Annotated in this window: 18 protein-coding genes and 1 pseudogene; 14 read left to right on the top strand and 5 right to left on the bottom strand. The window is 38.8% G+C overall.

Features of this window, described 5'->3' with window-relative positions:
* Positions 1–15: 15 nt before the first annotated feature.
* Positions 16–1,368 (bottom strand): sensor histidine kinase, encoded by a 1,353-nt coding sequence (locus MKP09_RS11755; protein ID WP_240830197.1) that lies wholly within the window; start codon positions 1,366–1,368, stop codon positions 16–18.
* A 74-nt stretch (positions 1,369–1,442) separates the two neighbouring features.
* Here MKP09_RS11755 and MKP09_RS11750 point away from each other — a divergent pair.
* The 3 genes and pseudogenes from MKP09_RS11750 to MKP09_RS11740 all read left to right on the top strand — a co-directional run bounded on the left by MKP09_RS11750 (position 1,443) and on the right by MKP09_RS11740 (position 3,461).
* Positions 1,443–2,041, top strand: a pseudogene (locus MKP09_RS11750) (YqgE/AlgH family protein).
* 85 nt (positions 2,042–2,126) lie between these two features.
* A complete protein-coding gene (locus MKP09_RS11745; protein ID WP_240830196.1) occupies positions 2,127–2,810 on the top strand; it encodes a DUF4197 domain-containing protein in 684 nt (227 codons plus the stop codon).
* A gap of 138 nt (positions 2,811–2,948) precedes the next feature.
* Positions 2,949–3,461, top strand: coding sequence for an RDD family protein (locus MKP09_RS11740; RefSeq protein WP_240830195.1), 513 nt, complete (start codon positions 2,949–2,951; stop codon positions 3,459–3,461).
* 152 nt (positions 3,462–3,613) lie between these two features.
* On the opposite strand, the gene MKP09_RS11735 is transcribed toward MKP09_RS11740, so the two are convergent.
* The 3 genes from MKP09_RS11735 to atpD all read right to left on the bottom strand — a co-directional run bounded on the left by MKP09_RS11735 (position 3,614) and on the right by atpD (position 5,822).
* Positions 3,614–3,871, bottom strand: coding sequence for a F0F1 ATP synthase subunit delta/epsilon (locus MKP09_RS11735; RefSeq protein ID WP_240830194.1), 258 nt, complete (start codon positions 3,869–3,871; stop codon positions 3,614–3,616).
* A gap of 43 nt (positions 3,872–3,914) precedes the next feature.
* Complete coding sequence (locus MKP09_RS11730) at positions 3,915–4,268, bottom strand: four helix bundle protein (protein ID WP_240830193.1); 354 nt, start codon at positions 4,266–4,268, stop codon at positions 3,915–3,917.
* A 93-nt stretch (positions 4,269–4,361) separates the two neighbouring features.
* On the bottom strand, positions 4,362–5,822 hold the full coding sequence (atpD, locus tag MKP09_RS11725) for a F0F1 ATP synthase subunit beta (protein WP_240830192.1): 1,461 nt from the start codon (positions 5,820–5,822) through the stop codon (positions 4,362–4,364).
* Positions 5,823–6,059: 237 nt separating this feature from the next.
* Between atpD and MKP09_RS11720 the strand changes: the two genes are divergently transcribed.
* The 9 genes from MKP09_RS11720 (at position 6,060) to MKP09_RS11685 (ending at position 14,175) form a co-directional block, all read left to right on the top strand.
* A complete protein-coding gene (locus MKP09_RS11720) occupies positions 6,060–7,868 on the top strand; it encodes a L,D-transpeptidase family protein (RefSeq protein WP_240830191.1) in 1,809 nt (602 codons plus the stop codon).
* Between the two features lie 284 nt (positions 7,869–8,152).
* Positions 8,153–8,452, top strand: a complete 300-nt coding sequence (locus MKP09_RS26045; RefSeq protein ID WP_262915337.1) for a KilA-N domain-containing protein — start codon at positions 8,153–8,155, stop codon at positions 8,450–8,452.
* Positions 8,401–8,985 (top strand): KilA-N domain-containing protein, encoded by a 585-nt coding sequence (locus MKP09_RS11715; protein WP_262915336.1) that lies wholly within the window; start codon positions 8,401–8,403, stop codon positions 8,983–8,985. The genes MKP09_RS26045 and MKP09_RS11715 overlap by 52 nt, the downstream gene beginning before the upstream one ends.
* Positions 8,972–10,168, top strand: a complete 1,197-nt coding sequence (locus MKP09_RS11710; protein WP_240830190.1) for a hypothetical protein — start codon at positions 8,972–8,974, stop codon at positions 10,166–10,168. Before MKP09_RS11715 ends, MKP09_RS11710 begins: the two co-directional genes overlap by 14 nt.
* A gap of 87 nt (positions 10,169–10,255) precedes the next feature.
* Positions 10,256–10,798, top strand: coding sequence for an RNA polymerase sigma factor (locus MKP09_RS11705; RefSeq protein ID WP_240830189.1), 543 nt, complete (start codon positions 10,256–10,258; stop codon positions 10,796–10,798).
* Positions 10,799–11,611 (top strand): anti-sigma factor, encoded by an 813-nt coding sequence (locus MKP09_RS11700; RefSeq protein WP_240830188.1) that lies wholly within the window; start codon positions 10,799–10,801, stop codon positions 11,609–11,611.
* A 461-nt stretch (positions 11,612–12,072) separates the two neighbouring features.
* Positions 12,073–12,798 (top strand): ferritin-like domain-containing protein, encoded by a 726-nt coding sequence (locus tag MKP09_RS11695; protein WP_240830187.1) that lies wholly within the window; start codon positions 12,073–12,075, stop codon positions 12,796–12,798.
* 117 nt (positions 12,799–12,915) lie between these two features.
* Complete coding sequence (locus MKP09_RS11690) at positions 12,916–13,725, top strand: ferritin-like domain-containing protein (protein WP_240830186.1); 810 nt, start codon at positions 12,916–12,918, stop codon at positions 13,723–13,725.
* Positions 13,726–13,794: 69 nt separating this feature from the next.
* Positions 13,795–14,175, top strand: a complete 381-nt coding sequence (locus MKP09_RS11685; RefSeq protein WP_240830185.1) for a hypothetical protein — start codon at positions 13,795–13,797, stop codon at positions 14,173–14,175.
* 69 nt (positions 14,176–14,244) lie between these two features.
* Here MKP09_RS11685 and MKP09_RS11680 read toward each other — a convergent pair whose 3' ends face one another.
* Positions 14,245–14,619, bottom strand: coding sequence for a hypothetical protein (locus MKP09_RS11680; protein ID WP_240830184.1), 375 nt, complete (start codon positions 14,617–14,619; stop codon positions 14,245–14,247).
* Between the two features lie 266 nt (positions 14,620–14,885).
* Between MKP09_RS11680 and MKP09_RS11675 the strand changes: the two genes are divergently transcribed.
* Together MKP09_RS11675 and MKP09_RS11670 are read left to right on the top strand one after the other, a co-directional pair.
* A complete protein-coding gene (locus MKP09_RS11675) occupies positions 14,886–15,119 on the top strand; it encodes a carboxypeptidase-like regulatory domain-containing protein (protein ID WP_240830685.1) in 234 nt (77 codons plus the stop codon).
* 17 nt (positions 15,120–15,136) lie between these two features.
* Complete coding sequence (locus MKP09_RS11670) at positions 15,137–18,058, top strand: SusC/RagA family TonB-linked outer membrane protein (protein ID WP_240830183.1); 2,922 nt, start codon at positions 15,137–15,139, stop codon at positions 18,056–18,058.
* Positions 18,059–18,069: the final 11 nt, after the last annotated feature.

The raw sequence follows: 18,069 nt of genomic DNA, 5'->3' as shown, positions 1-18,069 counted from the left end.
TATAAGTACAAAATTCTAACTATTTAACAGTGGAAATTCTACCGTGAACACAGATCCTTTACCTAAAACGCTGTCTACTTTTACGGAACCGTTGTGTGAATCGGCAACCGACTTTACATAGTTCAATCCCAAACCAAAGCCTTTTACATTGTGCAAATTACCAGTATGGGCACGATAGAATTTTTCGAAGATTCTTTTCTGTGTTTCCCGACTCATACCAATTCCGTTATCTTCAAACTTGATGACAATACTATTAGCCGTATTGCTTGTGGAAATTTTTACCTGAATAGGAACATTACCTTTTGAGTACTTTACAGCGTTATCTATAAGATTATTCACCAGGTTGGTGAAATGTACTTCGTCGGCATTTATCCTGTCAATTGAAGCGGCTAGCTTAAGTTCAGCATCTCCGCTTTTATCATGTAATTGCAATTGAAAATTATCCACAACGTTTTCAATTACTTCATGCACGTGCAAAGGTTTAAAATCTATTTCAGCTTCACGTTTTTCAAACTGAGAAGCCTTTAAAATTGTTTCCACCTGCTTATTCATGCGATGATTTTCTTCCTTTATAATAGCGCTGAAATAATTAAGCTTTTCAGGGTCTCCAATTACTTTCTCATTTTTTAAAGCATCTACGGCTAGTGAAATAGTAGCAATTGGCGTTTTAAATTCATGGGTCATATTATTAATAAAATCATTCTTGATCTCTCCTAACTTTTTCTGCCTTAACATGGTATATACAGTAAGGTAAAATGCGGCAACGATTACCAGGGTAAATAAAACCGCTAGCATGATTTTTCCGATCAAAGCCTTTTTCACAAAGGTTTTCCAATTTGTTACAACAAATATTAAGCTCTCTTCTTTCGTTATATTTTCTGATGCGGAGCCGCTTTTAGGAAGAATAGGAATGATTGAAGGCATGTAACTTCTAAGCGAGTCATTACTAGCCATAAAAAAATCAGGTGACTGTTTGTCTATATTTATGTTTTTGCTCGTCCAGCCACCAGACATGAAAGCGTATTCAAATTTCATCTTTTCGAGCCCTGCCTTTTCAAGTTCTCGCTGGATGATCTTTTCAATTTCATCACTGCTTAGTTTAGATCCTATGGTTATAGACCTGTAATTGTCAAAAAAACCTCTTTGAGAAAAAAGGTTATTATAATCATCAGTTGCAGCGTTATTTATATACTGATCTCTTAGATGGCTGAATTCATCCACAACATTTCCATAAACCTTGTCAATACTCTGTTTCACCTGTTCTTCACGCAATGCAATGAGGTTTTTAAGCCATGAAATTTGCATTACGATAATGCCGATTAAAGACAACGTAATTAAAACAGTAATAGAAGAGAATAATTTTTTCACAATGGCAAATATAATCATAGCAATCAAGTCGTTCACTATTAACAACCTGCTTCGTCATATTTAACTTTTTATAAATGAAAACACACGCTGTTTCCTTCATAAAAAATTACTATATTGGCTTTATGATAAAGCCTGGAAATGGAACATTATTAATTGCCAACCCTCATCTGGACGATCCCAATTTTCTGAGAACAGTTATTTTTCTCTGCGAACATAACGAGGAAGGAAGTTTTGGTTTTGTGCTTAACAGAAAACTGGATTATTCAGTTGATGAACTTGTACCTGAATTAGGTGATTTTCAACTTCCCGTTTTTGAAGGTGGCCCAGTTGAGCTAAATACGCTGCACTTTCTTCATCAATATCCTGAAGACATTCCGGGAGGTAAAGAAATCCTGGACGGAATTTATTGGGGCGGCGAGTTTGAAAAGTTGATCGAACTTATTAATTCAAGAACGGCAGACACGAACAGGATCAGGTTCTTTTTGGGATATAGCGGTTGGGTGAAGGACAGCTAAATATAGAAATGGAAGAAAAGACATGGATCGTAGCCAATGCTACTAAAAAATTTGTTTTTTCAGAAAATGAAAAGGAACTGTGGAAAGATGTACTGAAAGAGCTGGGTGGCGAATATGAGTTAATCATCAATGCGCCGCTTGACCCAAGAATGAATTAATAAATTATACATTCAATAGTTTATAAACATTCGATCATCAATCCTAAATTTGTATCATGAGAAAACTATTATTTGCGTGCGTGCTATGCAGCACGTTTTTTTATCCGGTTGCGATACGCTTAAAAATGTAGCGGGCACACTTTCTAATTTTGAAATGTCACAGGGATTAAAAGAAGCCTTAACACAAGGGCTTTTCAGCGGTTTTGATGCCTTTGCTAATCCTAATCAGGGAAATGCATTGGTTAAGTTTGCATTTCCTGGCGAAGCCGCTAAAATCGAAAAAACATTAAGAGATTTAGGGTTGACATCCGTAGTAAACAATGTAACTTCTAAATTCACCAATGCTATGTCGCTGGCAGTTCAGAAAGCCAAACCAGTTTTCCTCAACTCTGTAAAAAATATGAGCATTGGTGACGCAGCCAGCATTTTGCTAAGTGGGAATAATCAGGCGGCAACTCAGTATTTTAAAGCATCCATGACGCCGCAACTTATGAAAGAATTTAAACCCATAGTTGACAGCACCGTTCGTACCACGGGCGCCAGCAGTGAGTATAACACGCTTGTAAAAGCCTATAATGCCATTCCTTTTTTGAGTAAAAAACTTGAACCAAATCTTAATGATTTTATTGCCGCCAGAGCCATTGACGGCATGTTTTTATATGTAGCCCAAAAAGAATTGGATATTCGCACCAATGTATCGGCACGTACCACTCCGCTTTTACAGCGTGTTTTTGGATATGCAGATTTGCAAAAGCCCAGAGGCAATTGAACGAAGTATTGATAAGATAATTTTATTTGAAGAACGTTCCAAATTAAAGGAGCGTTTTTTTATTTACCTTAACCTGTTGCTTTTTCAAAAAACTTGTATTAGTTTAGGATATTATTATTTACTAAAACAAACACTACGATGGAACCAACATCAAACTACACCAACCAGGGAGAATCAAACCTGTTTAATGAACAACCCATAGCTGTATATGGAGGCTTTTGGGAAAGATTTGGAGCAGCTTTAATTGACGGGATAATAGTCGGGATAATAGGCTATTTTATAAAAATGATATTCGGATCTCCAAGCACGGAAGAAATTATGTCTGTCGCAGAGAACGAAGGGTTTTCCAGCTCCATGAGAATTTCTTACTTTAACACAGCAAATATTGTGTCTTTAGTTATTAGCTGGTTGTATTTTGCGCTTCAAGAATCCAGCGCGGCACAGGCTACACTTGGAAAACGGGCATTAAGCTTAAAAGTAACAGGTATGAGCGGCGAACGTATATCCTTTCTGAATGCAACAGGTCGGCATTTTGCAAAATATCTTTCTGCCATCATCTTACTGATAGGCTACTTAATGATGTTGTGGGACGATAAAAAACAAACACTGCACGATAAATTGGCAGGAACGTTGGTGGTAAAAGCAAAATAAAACGTAACAATTTTTGTAGGATCATATTTTTCAACCCCACAAATAGTGGGGTTGTTTTATGCTACTATGCATTTTCAGAAAACCAATTATAACTACATAAAAAAAATCCGCAGCTTTTTTAAAACTGCGGATATCCTTTATAAAATTTCTTTCTAAATTTTTGAAGCTCCTTCTACTAAAACTGTCACATTATTATTCAGCACTTCTACAAACCCACCCTGGATATTGTAAAAAGTAGCGGGACCGGTAAGGCTTCCTTGTAATACTTTCAACTTACCTTCACCCAGCGCCGCAATCATTGGTGCATGCTTGTTAAGTACCTCAAACGAACCTGTAACACCTGGCATTTGAACACCAAATGCATCACCACTATAAATACTTCCTTCGGGAGTTAAAATATTTAATTTCATTTAGTATTAAGATTTGTAGATTTTAGTATTAAGACTAACTTACTTAATCCTTTAAACCATTATAAAAAGCCAAAGTCATTTTATAAATCTGCGCTGCTTCATCAATCAATATTTCAAAATGCTCTTTTGTCAGATACTTAAAACGAAAAGCCAATTCAATTTGCGTCTGTGCTTCATTTATTGAACCCATCGAAAATTCAAGAAACCGTTTAAACTGTTTGTTAGAACCCCGGCCTGCACCTTCTGCAATATTACTTGGTATCGAAACTGAACAGTTTCTCAATTGCACCGTCAAGCCATACTTTTCTTCAACAGGAAACAATGTACTCACTTCATACACACGGACTACAAAATCCATAGAACGCTTCCAAATAAGCAACTCTCTATAATTGTGCATTCCAATACATGCTGCTTTAAATCGAATCTTAGTACTAAAAATCTCAATACTAAGTACTCAGATTACGCGTTCGCTAATAATTTCTTACCTTTTTCAATCATCATCAATATTACCAACCAGGTTAAATGCTGCTTCCGGATATTCATCTACTTCTCCGTCCATGATCATGTTAAATCCGCGAATAGTTTCATCGATAGGAACTAACACACCTTTCAATCCTGTAAATGCTTCTGCCACGTGGAAAGGCTGAGAAAGGAAACGTTGTACTTTACGTGCACGCGCTACAGTCATTTTATCTTCATCACTCAACTCATCCATACCAAGGATGGCAATAATATCCTGTAACTCTTTATAACGCTGTAAAATTCTTTTCACTTTGTTCGCACAATCATAATGCGCATCACCCACTACTTGTGGCATCAAAATACGCGACGTAGAATCAAGTGGATCCACCGCCGGATAAATACCTAAGTCCGCAATTTTACGGCTTAATACCGTTGTTGCATCAAGGTGAGCAAATGTTGTTGCAGGTGCCGGGTCAGTCAAGTCATCCGCAGGTACGTAAACCGCTTGTACAGATGTAATCGAACCATTTTTAGTAGAAGTAATTCGTTCCTGCATCAATCCCATTTCTGTAGCAAGTGTTGGCTGATATCCTACTGCTGAAGGCATACGGCCTAAAAGTGCTGATACCTCAGAGCCAGCCTGTGTAAAACGGAATATATTATCTACGAAGAAGAGAATGTCTTTACCTTTTCCTTCGCCCTCACCATCACGGAAATACTCAGCAATAGTCAAACCGCTCAAAGCCACACGTGCGCGTGCTCCCGGAGGTTCATTCATCTGTCCGAACACAAAAGTTGCTTTAGATTCAGCCAGCTCATCCATGTTCACTTTGCTCAAATCCCAGCCGCCTTCTTCCATGCTATGTTTAAAATCGTCGCCGTATTTCATAATGCCTGCCTCAATCATCTCACGCATCAAATCATTTCCTTCACGGGTTCTTTCCCCAACACCAGCAAACACCGATAAACCTCCATGTCCTTTGGCAATATTGTTGATCAATTCCTGGATTAGTACAGTTTTACCCACACCCGCACCACCAAACAAACCAATTTTACCACCTTTTGCATAAGGCTCAATCAGATCGATTACTTTGATACCGGTAAATAATATTTCAGAAGCAGTACTTAAGTTTTCAAAAGCAGGAGGCATAGCGTGTATCGGGCGACCGTTTTCCTTAGAAACCTGTGGTAAACCGTCAATTGCGTCTCCTGTTACGTTAAAAAGGCGGCCCTTTATAGCCTCGCCTACAGGCATTGCTATTGCTTTACCTGTATCGCGCACTTCTGTGCCACGAACAAGCCCTTCAGTTCCATCCATTGCGATGGTACGAACGCTGTCTTCACCCAAATGTTGCTGAACTTCGAGCACAAGCTTTTCGCCGTTTTCTTTAGTAAGCTCCAATGCGTTATAAATTTCTGGGAGTGTATCGCCAAATTGTACATCGATTACCGCTCCAATAACTTGCTTAATTTTACCAACGTTTGCCATATTAATTGAGGTCTGGTTATTTTTGTGGCTGCAAAAGTAAGGCTTCTCTGCGTATTATGGTACAGCAGATTTACAAATTATTCACATTTCAGGGTGAAGTATTAAATATCTGACAAAATACCAGTTGAGCAGCGGTATTTTCCTGAAAACCGTAAGGGAGTAATTAATATTAAAAGGCATCTTCGTTTTATTTCAATTAAGACTAATTTTGTCCGCAAATTATTTACCTTAACCTGTATGAAGTCCAGAATACCGTTACTCATAACTGCTTTTTCAACCGTCTTCTTTGCCTCCTGTAACCTTTTTGATAAAAAAGATGATAAAAATAAGCTGGAAGAAGAAGAAAAAGCCATCACTAAGGTTGATGTTACTATTGATACCAGCAATTCCTTTAATTCCCTGTTTATTGACAGCTTTACGGTGAGGTTTATTTTGGCAAAGAACGAATTGGACGATACGCTCACCAACCGGATCAAAAGTTTTTACAATAGCAGAAATTATCAGTACGCCTGGTTTTCAAAAGAAGGATTACCGGAACACACTATATCTTTCTGGAACCTTTTGAAAAACTATCTGAATTATTCAAAAGATTCATCGGTTTACCATCAATGGCTGAATGATAAAATGGAAAGGTTGATTAGCATAGCTTATATCAAGCCTAAAAACGATTCTCTTTATCAGAATCTTGAAATTCTGCTAACCAGATATTTTTATACTTATTCAGATCATGCGTACCGTTCCAATCCAAATTTCACCACCAAATCGCTTGAATGGTATATCCCCAAAAAGAAGCTGACGCTCGAATCCATGCTCGACTCTGTACTTTCTAAAAACGGGCAATATGCAGATGAATACGCTCCGCACAATCCTCAATACTTAAAACTCAGAGATCAGTTACTGAAGTATAAGCAAATCAAGGATAACGGCGGATGGCCTGTTGTGAATAGTAAGGTGGAAGTAATGACAAAAGGTTATTCCGATGCTGCGGTAAAAACTTTAAAGCTGCGACTCAAAATTGAAGGTTTTCTGAATGTAGAAGACAGTATGCTAACCAATTTGTATGACAGCGAATTAGCTGACGCAGTGAATGAATTAAAGAAAACTTACGGATACAAGCCTGATGGTACCGCTGGCAGAACTTTTTTAAAAGATGTAAACATTCCACTTGAAGAGCGCATTCAGCAAATTCTTATAAATATGGAACGTATGCGCTGGCTTCCTGGCAATACGGCCGATAGTGGCCGATCTATTATGGTTAATATCCCCGAATTCAGGCTGCATGTGTACGAATATGGACAACCTGCCTGGAACATGGATGTTGTTGTGGGGAAAGAAGGCAACAATACTACTGTGTTTACGGGGCGATTAAGCAACATTGTTTTTAGTCCTTATTGGAATGTTCCCTCAAGTATTGTTAAAAACGAAATGCATGGCAAACCCAGCGCTGCTTACCTGGCACGCAATCATATGGAAATTATTAAAGGCCGTGTACGCCAGAAGCCTGGACCATGGAATTCATTAGGATTGGTAAAGTTTCTTTTTCCAAACAGTTATAATATCTATTTCCACGACTCTCCCGCCAAAAGTCTTTTTAATCGTGATAAAAGAAGTTATAGTCATGGCTGCATTCGTTTGAAAGAGCCCGCGAAATTAGCTGCCTATATTTTAAATGATACCGTTCGCTACAGCGCCAAAAAAGTAGACAGCCTGATGCGTACTTATAAAGAAAAATATATAAGAGTTAAAAAGCCGATCCCTGTTTTGATTACTTATTTCACCTCGTGGGTTAATGATAGCAGCGTATTAAATTTCAGAGAAGATATTTATGGACATGATGCTATTATTGCAAAGAAAATGTTTCTTAATAGCGTAGGCACTAGTTACAGCAGGCAGAAAGCCATTAGAGATAGTATTCAACGCGTAAAAGATTTGGCCAAACGCAAAGATCTGCATCGAAAAGATTCTATTGCGAAACAACGTAAAAGAGACTCTTTGCGTAGAGTAAACACGCCGACTGAGGCTAAAATTGAAAAGGATGAAGATTAGCATTAGGAAACAATCGTAAAATAAACACATGAGTCCTTGCGCTCCATTTCCAATGCTTTCAAGACGCCAAAGGTCTGCTTTTCTAACCAGCCAAGAACAAGAAGCGCCGACGGGAACGAGCAACTAATACCGCTATACTTCAGGGATAGTCCAATACTTTCTTCCGGAGGCACAATGTTGTAGAAAAAAGCTTCGAACTACTTATAGATATACTTGGTATAAAAGCCATTCGATAGTTCAGCCTGTCCATAAAAAAAATCATGTAAGTTTGGCTTTTAACATCAATGGCAAAAGAAAGAATACTTCGGGTACAAAAAGCAACGGTAAAGGTTATCTATCAAAAAGATACCGATTATATCAGTCTTACCGATATGACAGTATCTTTTAAAGAAGGTAGCGGATTGATCGGCAAATGGATAACTAATAAAAATACCTTGGAGTATTTGGGAGTTTGGGAGAAAATCAACAACCCCCATTTTAATTACCCCGAATTCGGGGTAATGGTCAGGAAGCAGGAACAAACAGATTCATTATGTCTGTTGGCCAGTGGATTGCCCGAACATCTGCTATCGGAATGCTCGTAAAAGCAGGGCGTTACGGCGGAACATATGCACATAAAGACATCGCCTTCCACTTTGCAATGTGGTTAAGCCCAGAGTTTCAGATATATTTGGTTAATGAATTTCAACGCTTAAAAAACGAAGAAAATAATCGCCTGAAATTAGACTGGAATTTACAAAGAACGCTGGCAAAGGTTAATTACCAAATCCATACAGATGCTATTAAAGACAATTTGATACCTAAAGAAATCACCAACCTACAAGCTGGCTTTGTTTATGCCAATGAAGCCGACTTATTAAATGTTGCGTTATTCGGTGTTACTGCAAAAGAATGGAGACAGAACAATACCGACAAACAAGGAAACATTAGAGATTTTGCGACTTTAGAACAATTAGTGGTATTGAGCAATCTGGAAAGCATTAATGCGCTACTTATTACCCAAGGTTTATCACAAAGTGAAAGACTGAAACAACTCAATAAAGTGGCTATCACTCAAATGAAATCGTTATTGGAAAGTGCTGCAATTAAAAAAATGAATCGCAATGAACCTGATTGAAGTAAACAATCCTTCCCTTGCCAAAGATTTTATTTTGGTAAATGTAATCATCAACAAAAATGATCCTAATTACATTCGCCCGCTGGATAAAGACATCAACGAAGTTTTTGATAAAGAAAAAAATAAAACCTTTCGTTCCGGAGAAGCAATACGTTGGATATTAAAAGATGAACGTGGAAACCTGATTGGCCGTATCGCCGCTTTTGTAAATAAAAAATATAAATCAAAAGGTGATGACGGACCGGTAGGTGGTATTGGCTTTTTTGATTGTATAAACGATCAGCAAGCTGCCAATCTTTTATTCGATACTGCAAAGGAATGGTTGACGCAAAAAGGAATGACAGCAATGGATGGCCCCATTAATTTCGGAGAAAGAGACACCTGGTGGGGTTTGGTAGTTGAAGGTTTTGAACCTCCGCTATATCGTATGAATTATAATCCGCCTTATTATAAAACGCTTCTGGAAAATTATGGCTTTCAACCTTTCTTTAACCAGATATGCTTTGGCCTGAATGTTGGCAGCCGCATCCAGGAAAAGTTTTATGAACGCCATGCCGCTTTGTCAAAAGACCCTGATTATTCATCGGATAATATTAAAACGAATAATCTATCTAAATACGTTAGAGATTTCACCATTGTATATAATAAGGCGTGGGCGGGTCACGGTGGATTAAAGCAATTGGACGAAAGAACAGCGCTAAAAATGTTTCAATCCATGAAGGCCGTGATGGATGAAAGAGTGAACTGGATTATTTATTATAAAAATGAACCCATTGGTATTTGGGTAAATCTCCCCGATTTAAACCAATGGTTCAAATACCTGAATGGCAAGTTTGGTTTAATTGATAAATTAAAATTCTTATTTTACAAAAAAACACGATCTTGTGACAAGTTCGTTGGGTTGGTGTTTGGCATTGTTCCTGAATTTCAAGGCAAAGGTGTTGATGCTTATATGATCATTGAAGGTTGCCGACTGATTCAGAATCTGAAGATAGAAAATGGCCAATATTTCTTGGGAAAACCTATTTACGAAAAATTCGAGATGCAGTGGATCGGAGAATTTAATCCAAAAATGATCAACGTAGCTGAAGCATTGGGAACACACAGAAGTCGCTTACTCACAACATACAGATATCTGTTTGATCGTGAAAAGGAATTCAAAAAACACCCTGTTTTAAATTAACATGAGCCCGGTAAAAAAAATTTATTAATTCAAAAACCGTCTTGGTACAGTTTTCGTATATCTGTTCACTGATGTGAACTTCCTCTATTGAAAGCCATACAAAAATATACCGAACAAGAGCTGGTTGCTCTATTGAAGCAACGCGATCCAAATGCATTTAGCTATTTGTATGACAACTATGCTGCTGCCTTAAACGGCATCGTACGCAATTTTATATCAGATGATCAATTAGCAGATAGCGTTTTGCAGGATAGTTTTGTAAAAATCTGGAATCAGGCAAGTACTTTTGACAGTATAAAAGGGCGGTTATTTACCTGGATGTCTTCAATAGTGCGAAATACAGCAATTGACACTTTGAGAAGCAAGGACTGGAAAAATTCCAGGCAGAATGTTGAACTTACAGACAATAATAGTGAAATAGCTGCAGATAATGCTTTGAATATTGATGCTATTGGCCTTCGCAAATTTGTTGGTGGCCTTAGAGATGAATATAAGATGGTGGTGGAAATGTGTTATTTCGACGGATTTAGTCAGAGTGATATAGCCCAAACAACCGGCGTGCCTTTAGGTACTGTAAAAACCAGGTTGCGTAAAGCTTTGTTAGAATTAAGAAGTAGGATAAAACAATAGATGGATATACGGGAGTACATACAAAGTGGCATAATTGAAAGTTATGTATTAGGCCTGGCAGATGCTGAGGAAGCAGCTGAGCTTGAAACGCTCCGTGCAACGCATCCGGAAATAGAGCAGGCAATACAAACATTCGAAAACGAACTGGAAGTTTCTTCCATGAGCCATGCTGTGCCTGTTAATCCCGATTTAAAATCTCAGTTGTTTAATCAACTTAATCTCGAAACTCCAGGTTCAAATTATGAAGCTGTAGATGACCCCAAAGTTCATAAACTAGAAAGCGGAGGAAAAACGCCTTTTATAAAATATCTGGCCGCAGCTTCAATTATATTGTTTATCATAAGCGCTGGGCTTAATGTCTATACTTATTCTAAATACAAAAAAGTTGTTGGAGAAAACAGACAACTTGCTCTTCAACGCGATCAACTGTATGCGAAGAACAGTTCCATACAAACGAGGTTTAATGAGCTGGGTAAAAACATGCAGCTTATTTCAGGGCCGGATATGATCAAAGTTGCTTTAAGTGGCGTGCCGGGCAAAGAAAATAGTCAGGCTGTTGTGTACTGGAGCAAATCCAATAAAGATGTTTACCTGATCGCCAACGCCCTTCCACAAGCGCCTAAAGGCAAGCAATACCAGCTTTGGGCTTTGTTAGATGGCAAACCAATTGACGCTGGTGTGCTTGGCGATTGTAATTCTGTTTGCAAATTAAAAAACATACCTAACGCCCAGGCATTCGCCATCACCCTCGAAAATGAAGGTGGAAGCCCAACCCCTAACTTGGAGCAATTATACGTGATGGGTAAAATTTAATTTTCCTGAATCCATTTTTTAAAACTCTCGTATCTATAACATGTCATGGTTAGAGAGTGACATATCAGTATTTGGGGCTGCAGGTTTGGGCAGCCCCATTTTGTGTTCTTTATTTTTTATTATTGGCCCGGCTGAAAAATATATAGCATCTTCCTTGCGACGCTCCGTTCATCGTTCCGATCATCAATCAACACACTAACGACAACATTAACACCCCGACGGTACACCAAAATCTATTACTCCACTTGTTCTTAAATTCTCGTTCTCTGCTCTACAATTTGCAATCTGTATCATTCTGAATAACTCAACCGCTCTCAGGTTTTACAAGTAACTCTAAGTCACGCCTTTTGATAAAAATAATTTTAACAAAAAGAATCCACTATTAAAAGTATCACGTATATAAAAAGAAAGGGCACCTGTAAGTACCCAAAACCTATTTCCAAATCAAAAAATCAAATATTATGAAATCAGAACATTCGAACCTGACAACTTCCGAAAAAGAACTTGGCAAGGAAGGTTACAACAGAAGAAAATTTCTTTCTGCGTTAGGTATGAGTACCGCAGGTGTAGCCCTGTTGACTTCATCATCATGCCAAAAAAGTGGCTGGTACAAACAAGATCAAAATAAAGACGGTGCTACACTTGATTTTAAAGATGATTTTGGTGTATTGAATTATGCTTATGCATTAGAACAATTAGAAGCTGCTTTCTACATACAAGTTGCTGCTAATCCTGCTTCAGGCTTTACCGCTGCACAAAAAGCTTACTTCACAGATGTTCAATATCATGAAATAGCACATCGCGAGTTTTTCAAAAAGGCTTTAGGTGCTAAAGCTATCGGAAGCCTTGAAGTAGATTTTTCTACTATCGATTTTTCTGATGCCGCAAGTGTACTTGGAGCAGCAAAAGCTTTTGAAGACCTTGGCGTAGCCGCTTACAACGGCGCAGGCGTAATGCTTACAACAGACGCATACCTGGTAATTGCAGGTCAGATCGTTTCTGTTGAAGCACGTCATGCAGCATGGGTTCGCGACCAGATATCTAACGGATCTTTTGCAGATCTAAATAGCCTTACAGCTTTGGGAGCTAATAATGCCGGCGGCCTTGACGCAGCACTTACTCCAGACAAAGTATTGCCTTTAGCTGCTAAATACATCAAAACAAAAATCAACGTTATCAATCTTTAACCATTAAATATTACAACTATGAATATCCTTGGCATATTAGACGAAATTCAAAAAACAGATGCTGATATATATGACAAAATTAGTCCCCGGAGACATGTCATGAAAAACTTTTACAAAATGGGTAAGCAGCTTTCATTTGCAGCATTACCGTTAGCCTTAAGTTCCATGTTTACAAAAGCTTATGGCCAGGGCAGCACAACGCCTGTAAATGATGTTTTGAACTTTGCACTTACATTGGAATACCTGGAATATCATTTTTACAATCATACCATTGTAGGTAAAGATCCTAATTCAGCAGTTAAAGACGTTACATTTAACTTTCCCAATCCAACTGCTCAACAAGCCATTACTACTATTCGCGATCACGAATTAGCGCATGTCAACCTTCTTAAAGAAGCCTTGGGTAGTAACGCACGCCCAGCATTAGCATATACCAATTTTGACTTTAGGGCTGGTGGTACTTACGATGCTAATAACAATTATCAAATGGGTGGAACTTTTGCGGATGTATATACTAACTACGCCACTTGGTTAAAAGTCGCTACGGCATTTGAAGATACAGGAGTTAGAGCTTACAAAGGCCAGGCACCGGCACTTAAAGGCAACCCGGTATTAACTACTGCCTTACAAATCCACTCTGTTGAGGCCCGCCATGCATCGCACTTGCGCCAAATGGTAAATGCAGCAGGTATACCCTTAAAACCATGGATCACTTATGCCGCAAATGGTAATGATACCAAGGTAGAAGCAGCAAATGCAGTATACGCAGGTGAGCAAAACACAACTCAGGCAGGTGTAGAAATCACCAACATAGCGCCAGGTGTTACGCAAGCCGCAGCAGCAGAAAGCTTTGATGAATTTTTGACCAAAGCACAAGTTGTAACAATTGCTAATTTGTTCATAAAACCAGCGTTTAAGTTATCATAAAACCAGCATTCAGCTTATAATATATTAATCCGCACCTTATTTAAACTATTCCAAAATGATAAGATAATCTTGGCCGCTGCTTTCTTTAGCCTGGTCGCAACCAGTACTTACGCTATAAGTGTAAATAGTCCTGTCCCTTATTCAGTCACTGTAGATTGGATGAAATCTAAAACACAAACCTGGCCTGGTATGTTTGAAGGCAAAACTTACTGGTATAAACTTGATAAAAAAGCGAGTTTGTGGTGGAGCGCAGATGGTAAAAAATGGGCAGCAGTAGAAAGTGAAAGCTGGGCAGATAAAGATGGCAAATGGCTAAAGATAAATGAAGGTAAATTAGTTTGGAGTACCGATGGAAATGCATGGAGCGAAGTACCTGAATGGAAATGGGGAGGAAGCGATGGCAAATGGTATAAGTTTGATGACAAGTGGAAATTATGGGTGAATAAATAAAAAGTATTATAGCAAAAAATAAAGCCTGCGTTCATTACGCAGGCTTTTAAATTAATTACTTTACAGAAATTATCTGTCACCATTGGAAGTCCATGTTGCTCCGTCTTTTCCAACAGCAATGTTTAAATTATTAGCATTAAAACGAATAAATCCTGTATATCCATTTACAGTGCCTATATAACCTCCATCACCTTCTGAAATTGTTACATTAGTAATTGCGGGAATACCATCAGAAAACTTAAAATCATACCGGTCACCCACTTTTGTTACAAATACAGAACCGTTTTCATTTGACTTGCTTTCGTCTCCATTTGAATAGCTAACGCTACCTTTGTAAGTGCCTGCAAATAAATCATTATTGGCCGGATCATCATCTTTGCTACATGCACTGAAGATTAAAGTTGCGAACATTGCTACACCTAAAACTTTAAGAATTGATTTCATAGAAATTGGATTTTTATTTACGTAATATTTACATCCCTACCTTGCAAACCCCGTACCAAAACAAAAAACCAATTAAAAATTACTCATTGACAATTAACATTATTTTAGGATTTTTAATGCAACCGATTGCTTTTTCGGTAAAATGTTTGCTGCACTCTCACGTTATTACATGAGGTGCCCTAAATCGCTCTCAAACTATTTTTAAACGAAAACAGCTTGTCCATGAAATTAAAAACTTGCTTCACCTGGCGTAGCCATGTGCACGCCTGCCTTGTCATTTTTTTACAACACTTTTACTTTCTTCAAGTGCACAAAATGCGCAAACCGTTAAAGGTTCGGTCACTTCTAAAGGTCAGCCCGTTAACGGTGCTACGGTTAATGTAAAAGGAGGTACAACTAGTACACTTACAGACAGTAGCGGTAATTTTTCTATTACTACTTCTCTTGAAAGTATTCTCGAAATTTCGCATGTCAGCTTTCTTAAAAAGAAGTTTCATTAAACGGCCAAACCAGCGTTATGATTGAATTAGAGCCAATGGCATCCAGCATGGATGAGGTAGTAGTAGTTGGTTATGGCACACAAAAAAAGGTAACACTAACTGGTGCGGTTGCTGACGTAAAAGGTAGTGAACTTGCCAAAACTCCAACATTAAATCTAACCAATTCTTTAGCAGGAAGATTGCCCGGCATCACTGCTCTAAATGGTAGTGGTGAGCCAGGTTACGACGGCTCTACAATTCGAATAAGAGGAACGAACTCTTTAGGAAATTCCAGCGCGTTAATTGTAATAGATGGCGTACCTGACCGCGAAGGAGGTATGGAAAGATTAAATCCAAACGACATTGAAAGCATGTCTGTATTAAAAGATGCCTCTGCCGCAATTTATGGGTCGCGAGCTGCCAATGGTGTGATACTGATTACAACTAAAAGAGGCAAAAGCGGCAAACCTATGTTATCTTATACTTTCAATCAGGGCTGGGCGCAACCTACTGTGATCCCCAAGCTTACCGATGCAGTTGAATATGGTACACTTCGAAATGAACTGGCAATATACGAAAGCAGCGTACCGCCGGCTCAGTGGAAGACAGCTTACGATGCTTTAATAAATACCGGAACGTATACTAATCCGGATAATAATGCAGTGATCAATTCTCCTACTGGTTTCTTCCCAGAAGACATGCAGAAATATCGTGATGGCTCTGACCCTTGGGGCCACCCAAATACCGACTGGTTTGATGCTACATTTAAAAACTGGTCACCACAATCGCGCCACTATGTACAATTATCAGGGGGATCTGAAAATGTAAAATATCTCGGTTCTATAGGTTATCAAAACCAGGACGCTTATTATAAGAATTCAGCAACAGGATATAAGCAATATGATCTACGATTAAATCTGGATGCAAAGATTAATAAATATATGAGCCTGCAGCTGGGTATAGCAGGCCGGGAGGAGTTCCGTGCCTTTCCAACAGATGGTGCTGGTGAAATATTTCGCATGTTAATGCGTGGCAAACCAAATGAACCGGCTATCTGGCCCAACGGTATGCCTGGCCGAGATATAGAATACGGCCAAAATCCGGTAGTTATTACAACAAATCAAACAGGTTATGATAATGATAAACGCGATTATATTCAAACAACAGGTCGGCTTGAAATTCTGATACCCGGAGTTGAAGGATTAAAACTTACAGGTACAGCCGCAGTTGACAAATACTTTAAAAACCAAAAACGATTTGAAACGCCATGGTATTTATATTCATGGGATAAAACTTCGTATGAAGCCGATGGTGTAACACCCAAACTTACGAAAGAGCTGCGCTCTCCATTTACTGATCCCCGGTTAAATCAATGGACAGAAAATACACTCAACATTAACCTTTCAGGATTATTGAACTATGACAAAACATTTGGCGCGCATTCAGTTAATTTTCTTGCCGGCGTGCAGCGGGAAACAGAAGATTACGAAGGGTTTAATGCCTTTAGAAGATATTTCCTTTCTAATGCAATTGATGTGATGTCTGTAGGGGGCGACCTGGAAAAGAACAATGGTGGCGGCTCTTACAGAAGAGCGCGGCTAAGTTATTTCGGACGTGTTGGATATAATTATGAACAGAAATATTTATTTGAATTTTTATGGCGCTATGACGGATCGTACATTTTTCCTCCCAATAAAAGATTTGGTTTCTTTCCTGGCGTAACAGCAGGCTGGCGTATTTCTGAAGAGAAATTTTTTAAGGACAATGTCAACTTTGTTAATAATTTGAAGATACGCGGTTCATGGGGGCAGATGGGCGCAGAACCTTATTTTGGTGGCGTCCTTGCTGAATATCAGTTTATTTCGTCTTATCCCTTCACCAATTATGTTTTAAGCGATGCAGTTGTTCAGGCATTATATGAAGCCAGAGTAGCGAATCAAGATTTCACATGGGAAATAGGCACCAACACTAACATCGGGTTAGATGCTGCATTTTTAAATAATCGCCTATCGGTAGAACTGGATTATTTCTACAATCAAAGAGACCGAGCGTTGATTGCCGAAACAGGTTTAGTGCCGCAAAGCAGTGGTATTTCAAATAAACTTCCACCAACCAACAAAGGTAAAATGTCAAACCGCGGTGGTGAATTCAAAATATCATGGAGCGACAATGTAGGGGAAGTAACCTACAGCCTGGGTATTAATGGCGGATACGCAAAAAATAAAGTGCTTTATTCAAGCGAACCTGCTGGCGTACCTGAGTGGCAGCGCTCTACTGGCAAACCGTATGGAACCAGCGGCTACACCATTGTTGCTTACCAATATGACGGTGTGTTTAAAAACCAGGCAGACATTGATGCTAACACGATCGATTATTCTGCACTTACCAATAATCTTCGACCCGGCGACATGAAACTAAAAGATTATAATCAGGATGGAAAAATAACCGGTGATGATATGGTTGCGCTCGACAAAACTCGCGATCCTCTATTTACCGGCGGTTTTAACGGGAGCCTTAGTTATCGCAATTTCGATTTCAGTTTTATGTTTCAGGGAGCCACAGGTGGAATGCTTTTCTTCGGAACTGAATCGGGTGATATTGGAAACTATCTTCAATACTCATTTGACAACAGATGGACTGTCGATAATGAAAGTAGTGTTGATCCACGCATAACAAGCAGGAACAATCAGTATTATACCGATTTTGCAAAAGCCGGACGGAACACTTATTTCCTGCGCAGTAGTAATTATTTGCGCCTTAAAAATGTCGAATTGGGATATGCTGTTAATATGCCCAAATCGCTAAGGGAAGTTATTAGCAATGTAAGAGTATTTGCCAATGGACAGAACATCTTTACCTGGGATAAGATGAAGCTTTGGGATCCGGAGGCTACAAGCACTAATGGCCAGTATTATCCTCAATCCCGAATTTTTAATGTGGGCGCAACTGTTACATTCTAAAACCCCATTGA

This window comes from Paraniabella ginsengisoli, from assembly GCF_022513635.1.
GTDB lineage: Bacteria > Bacteroidota > Bacteroidia > Chitinophagales > Chitinophagaceae > Niabella > Niabella ginsengisoli.
The sequence above is the reverse complement of the archived record's forward strand: the minus strand, read 5'-3'. Positions and strand labels throughout refer to the sequence as shown.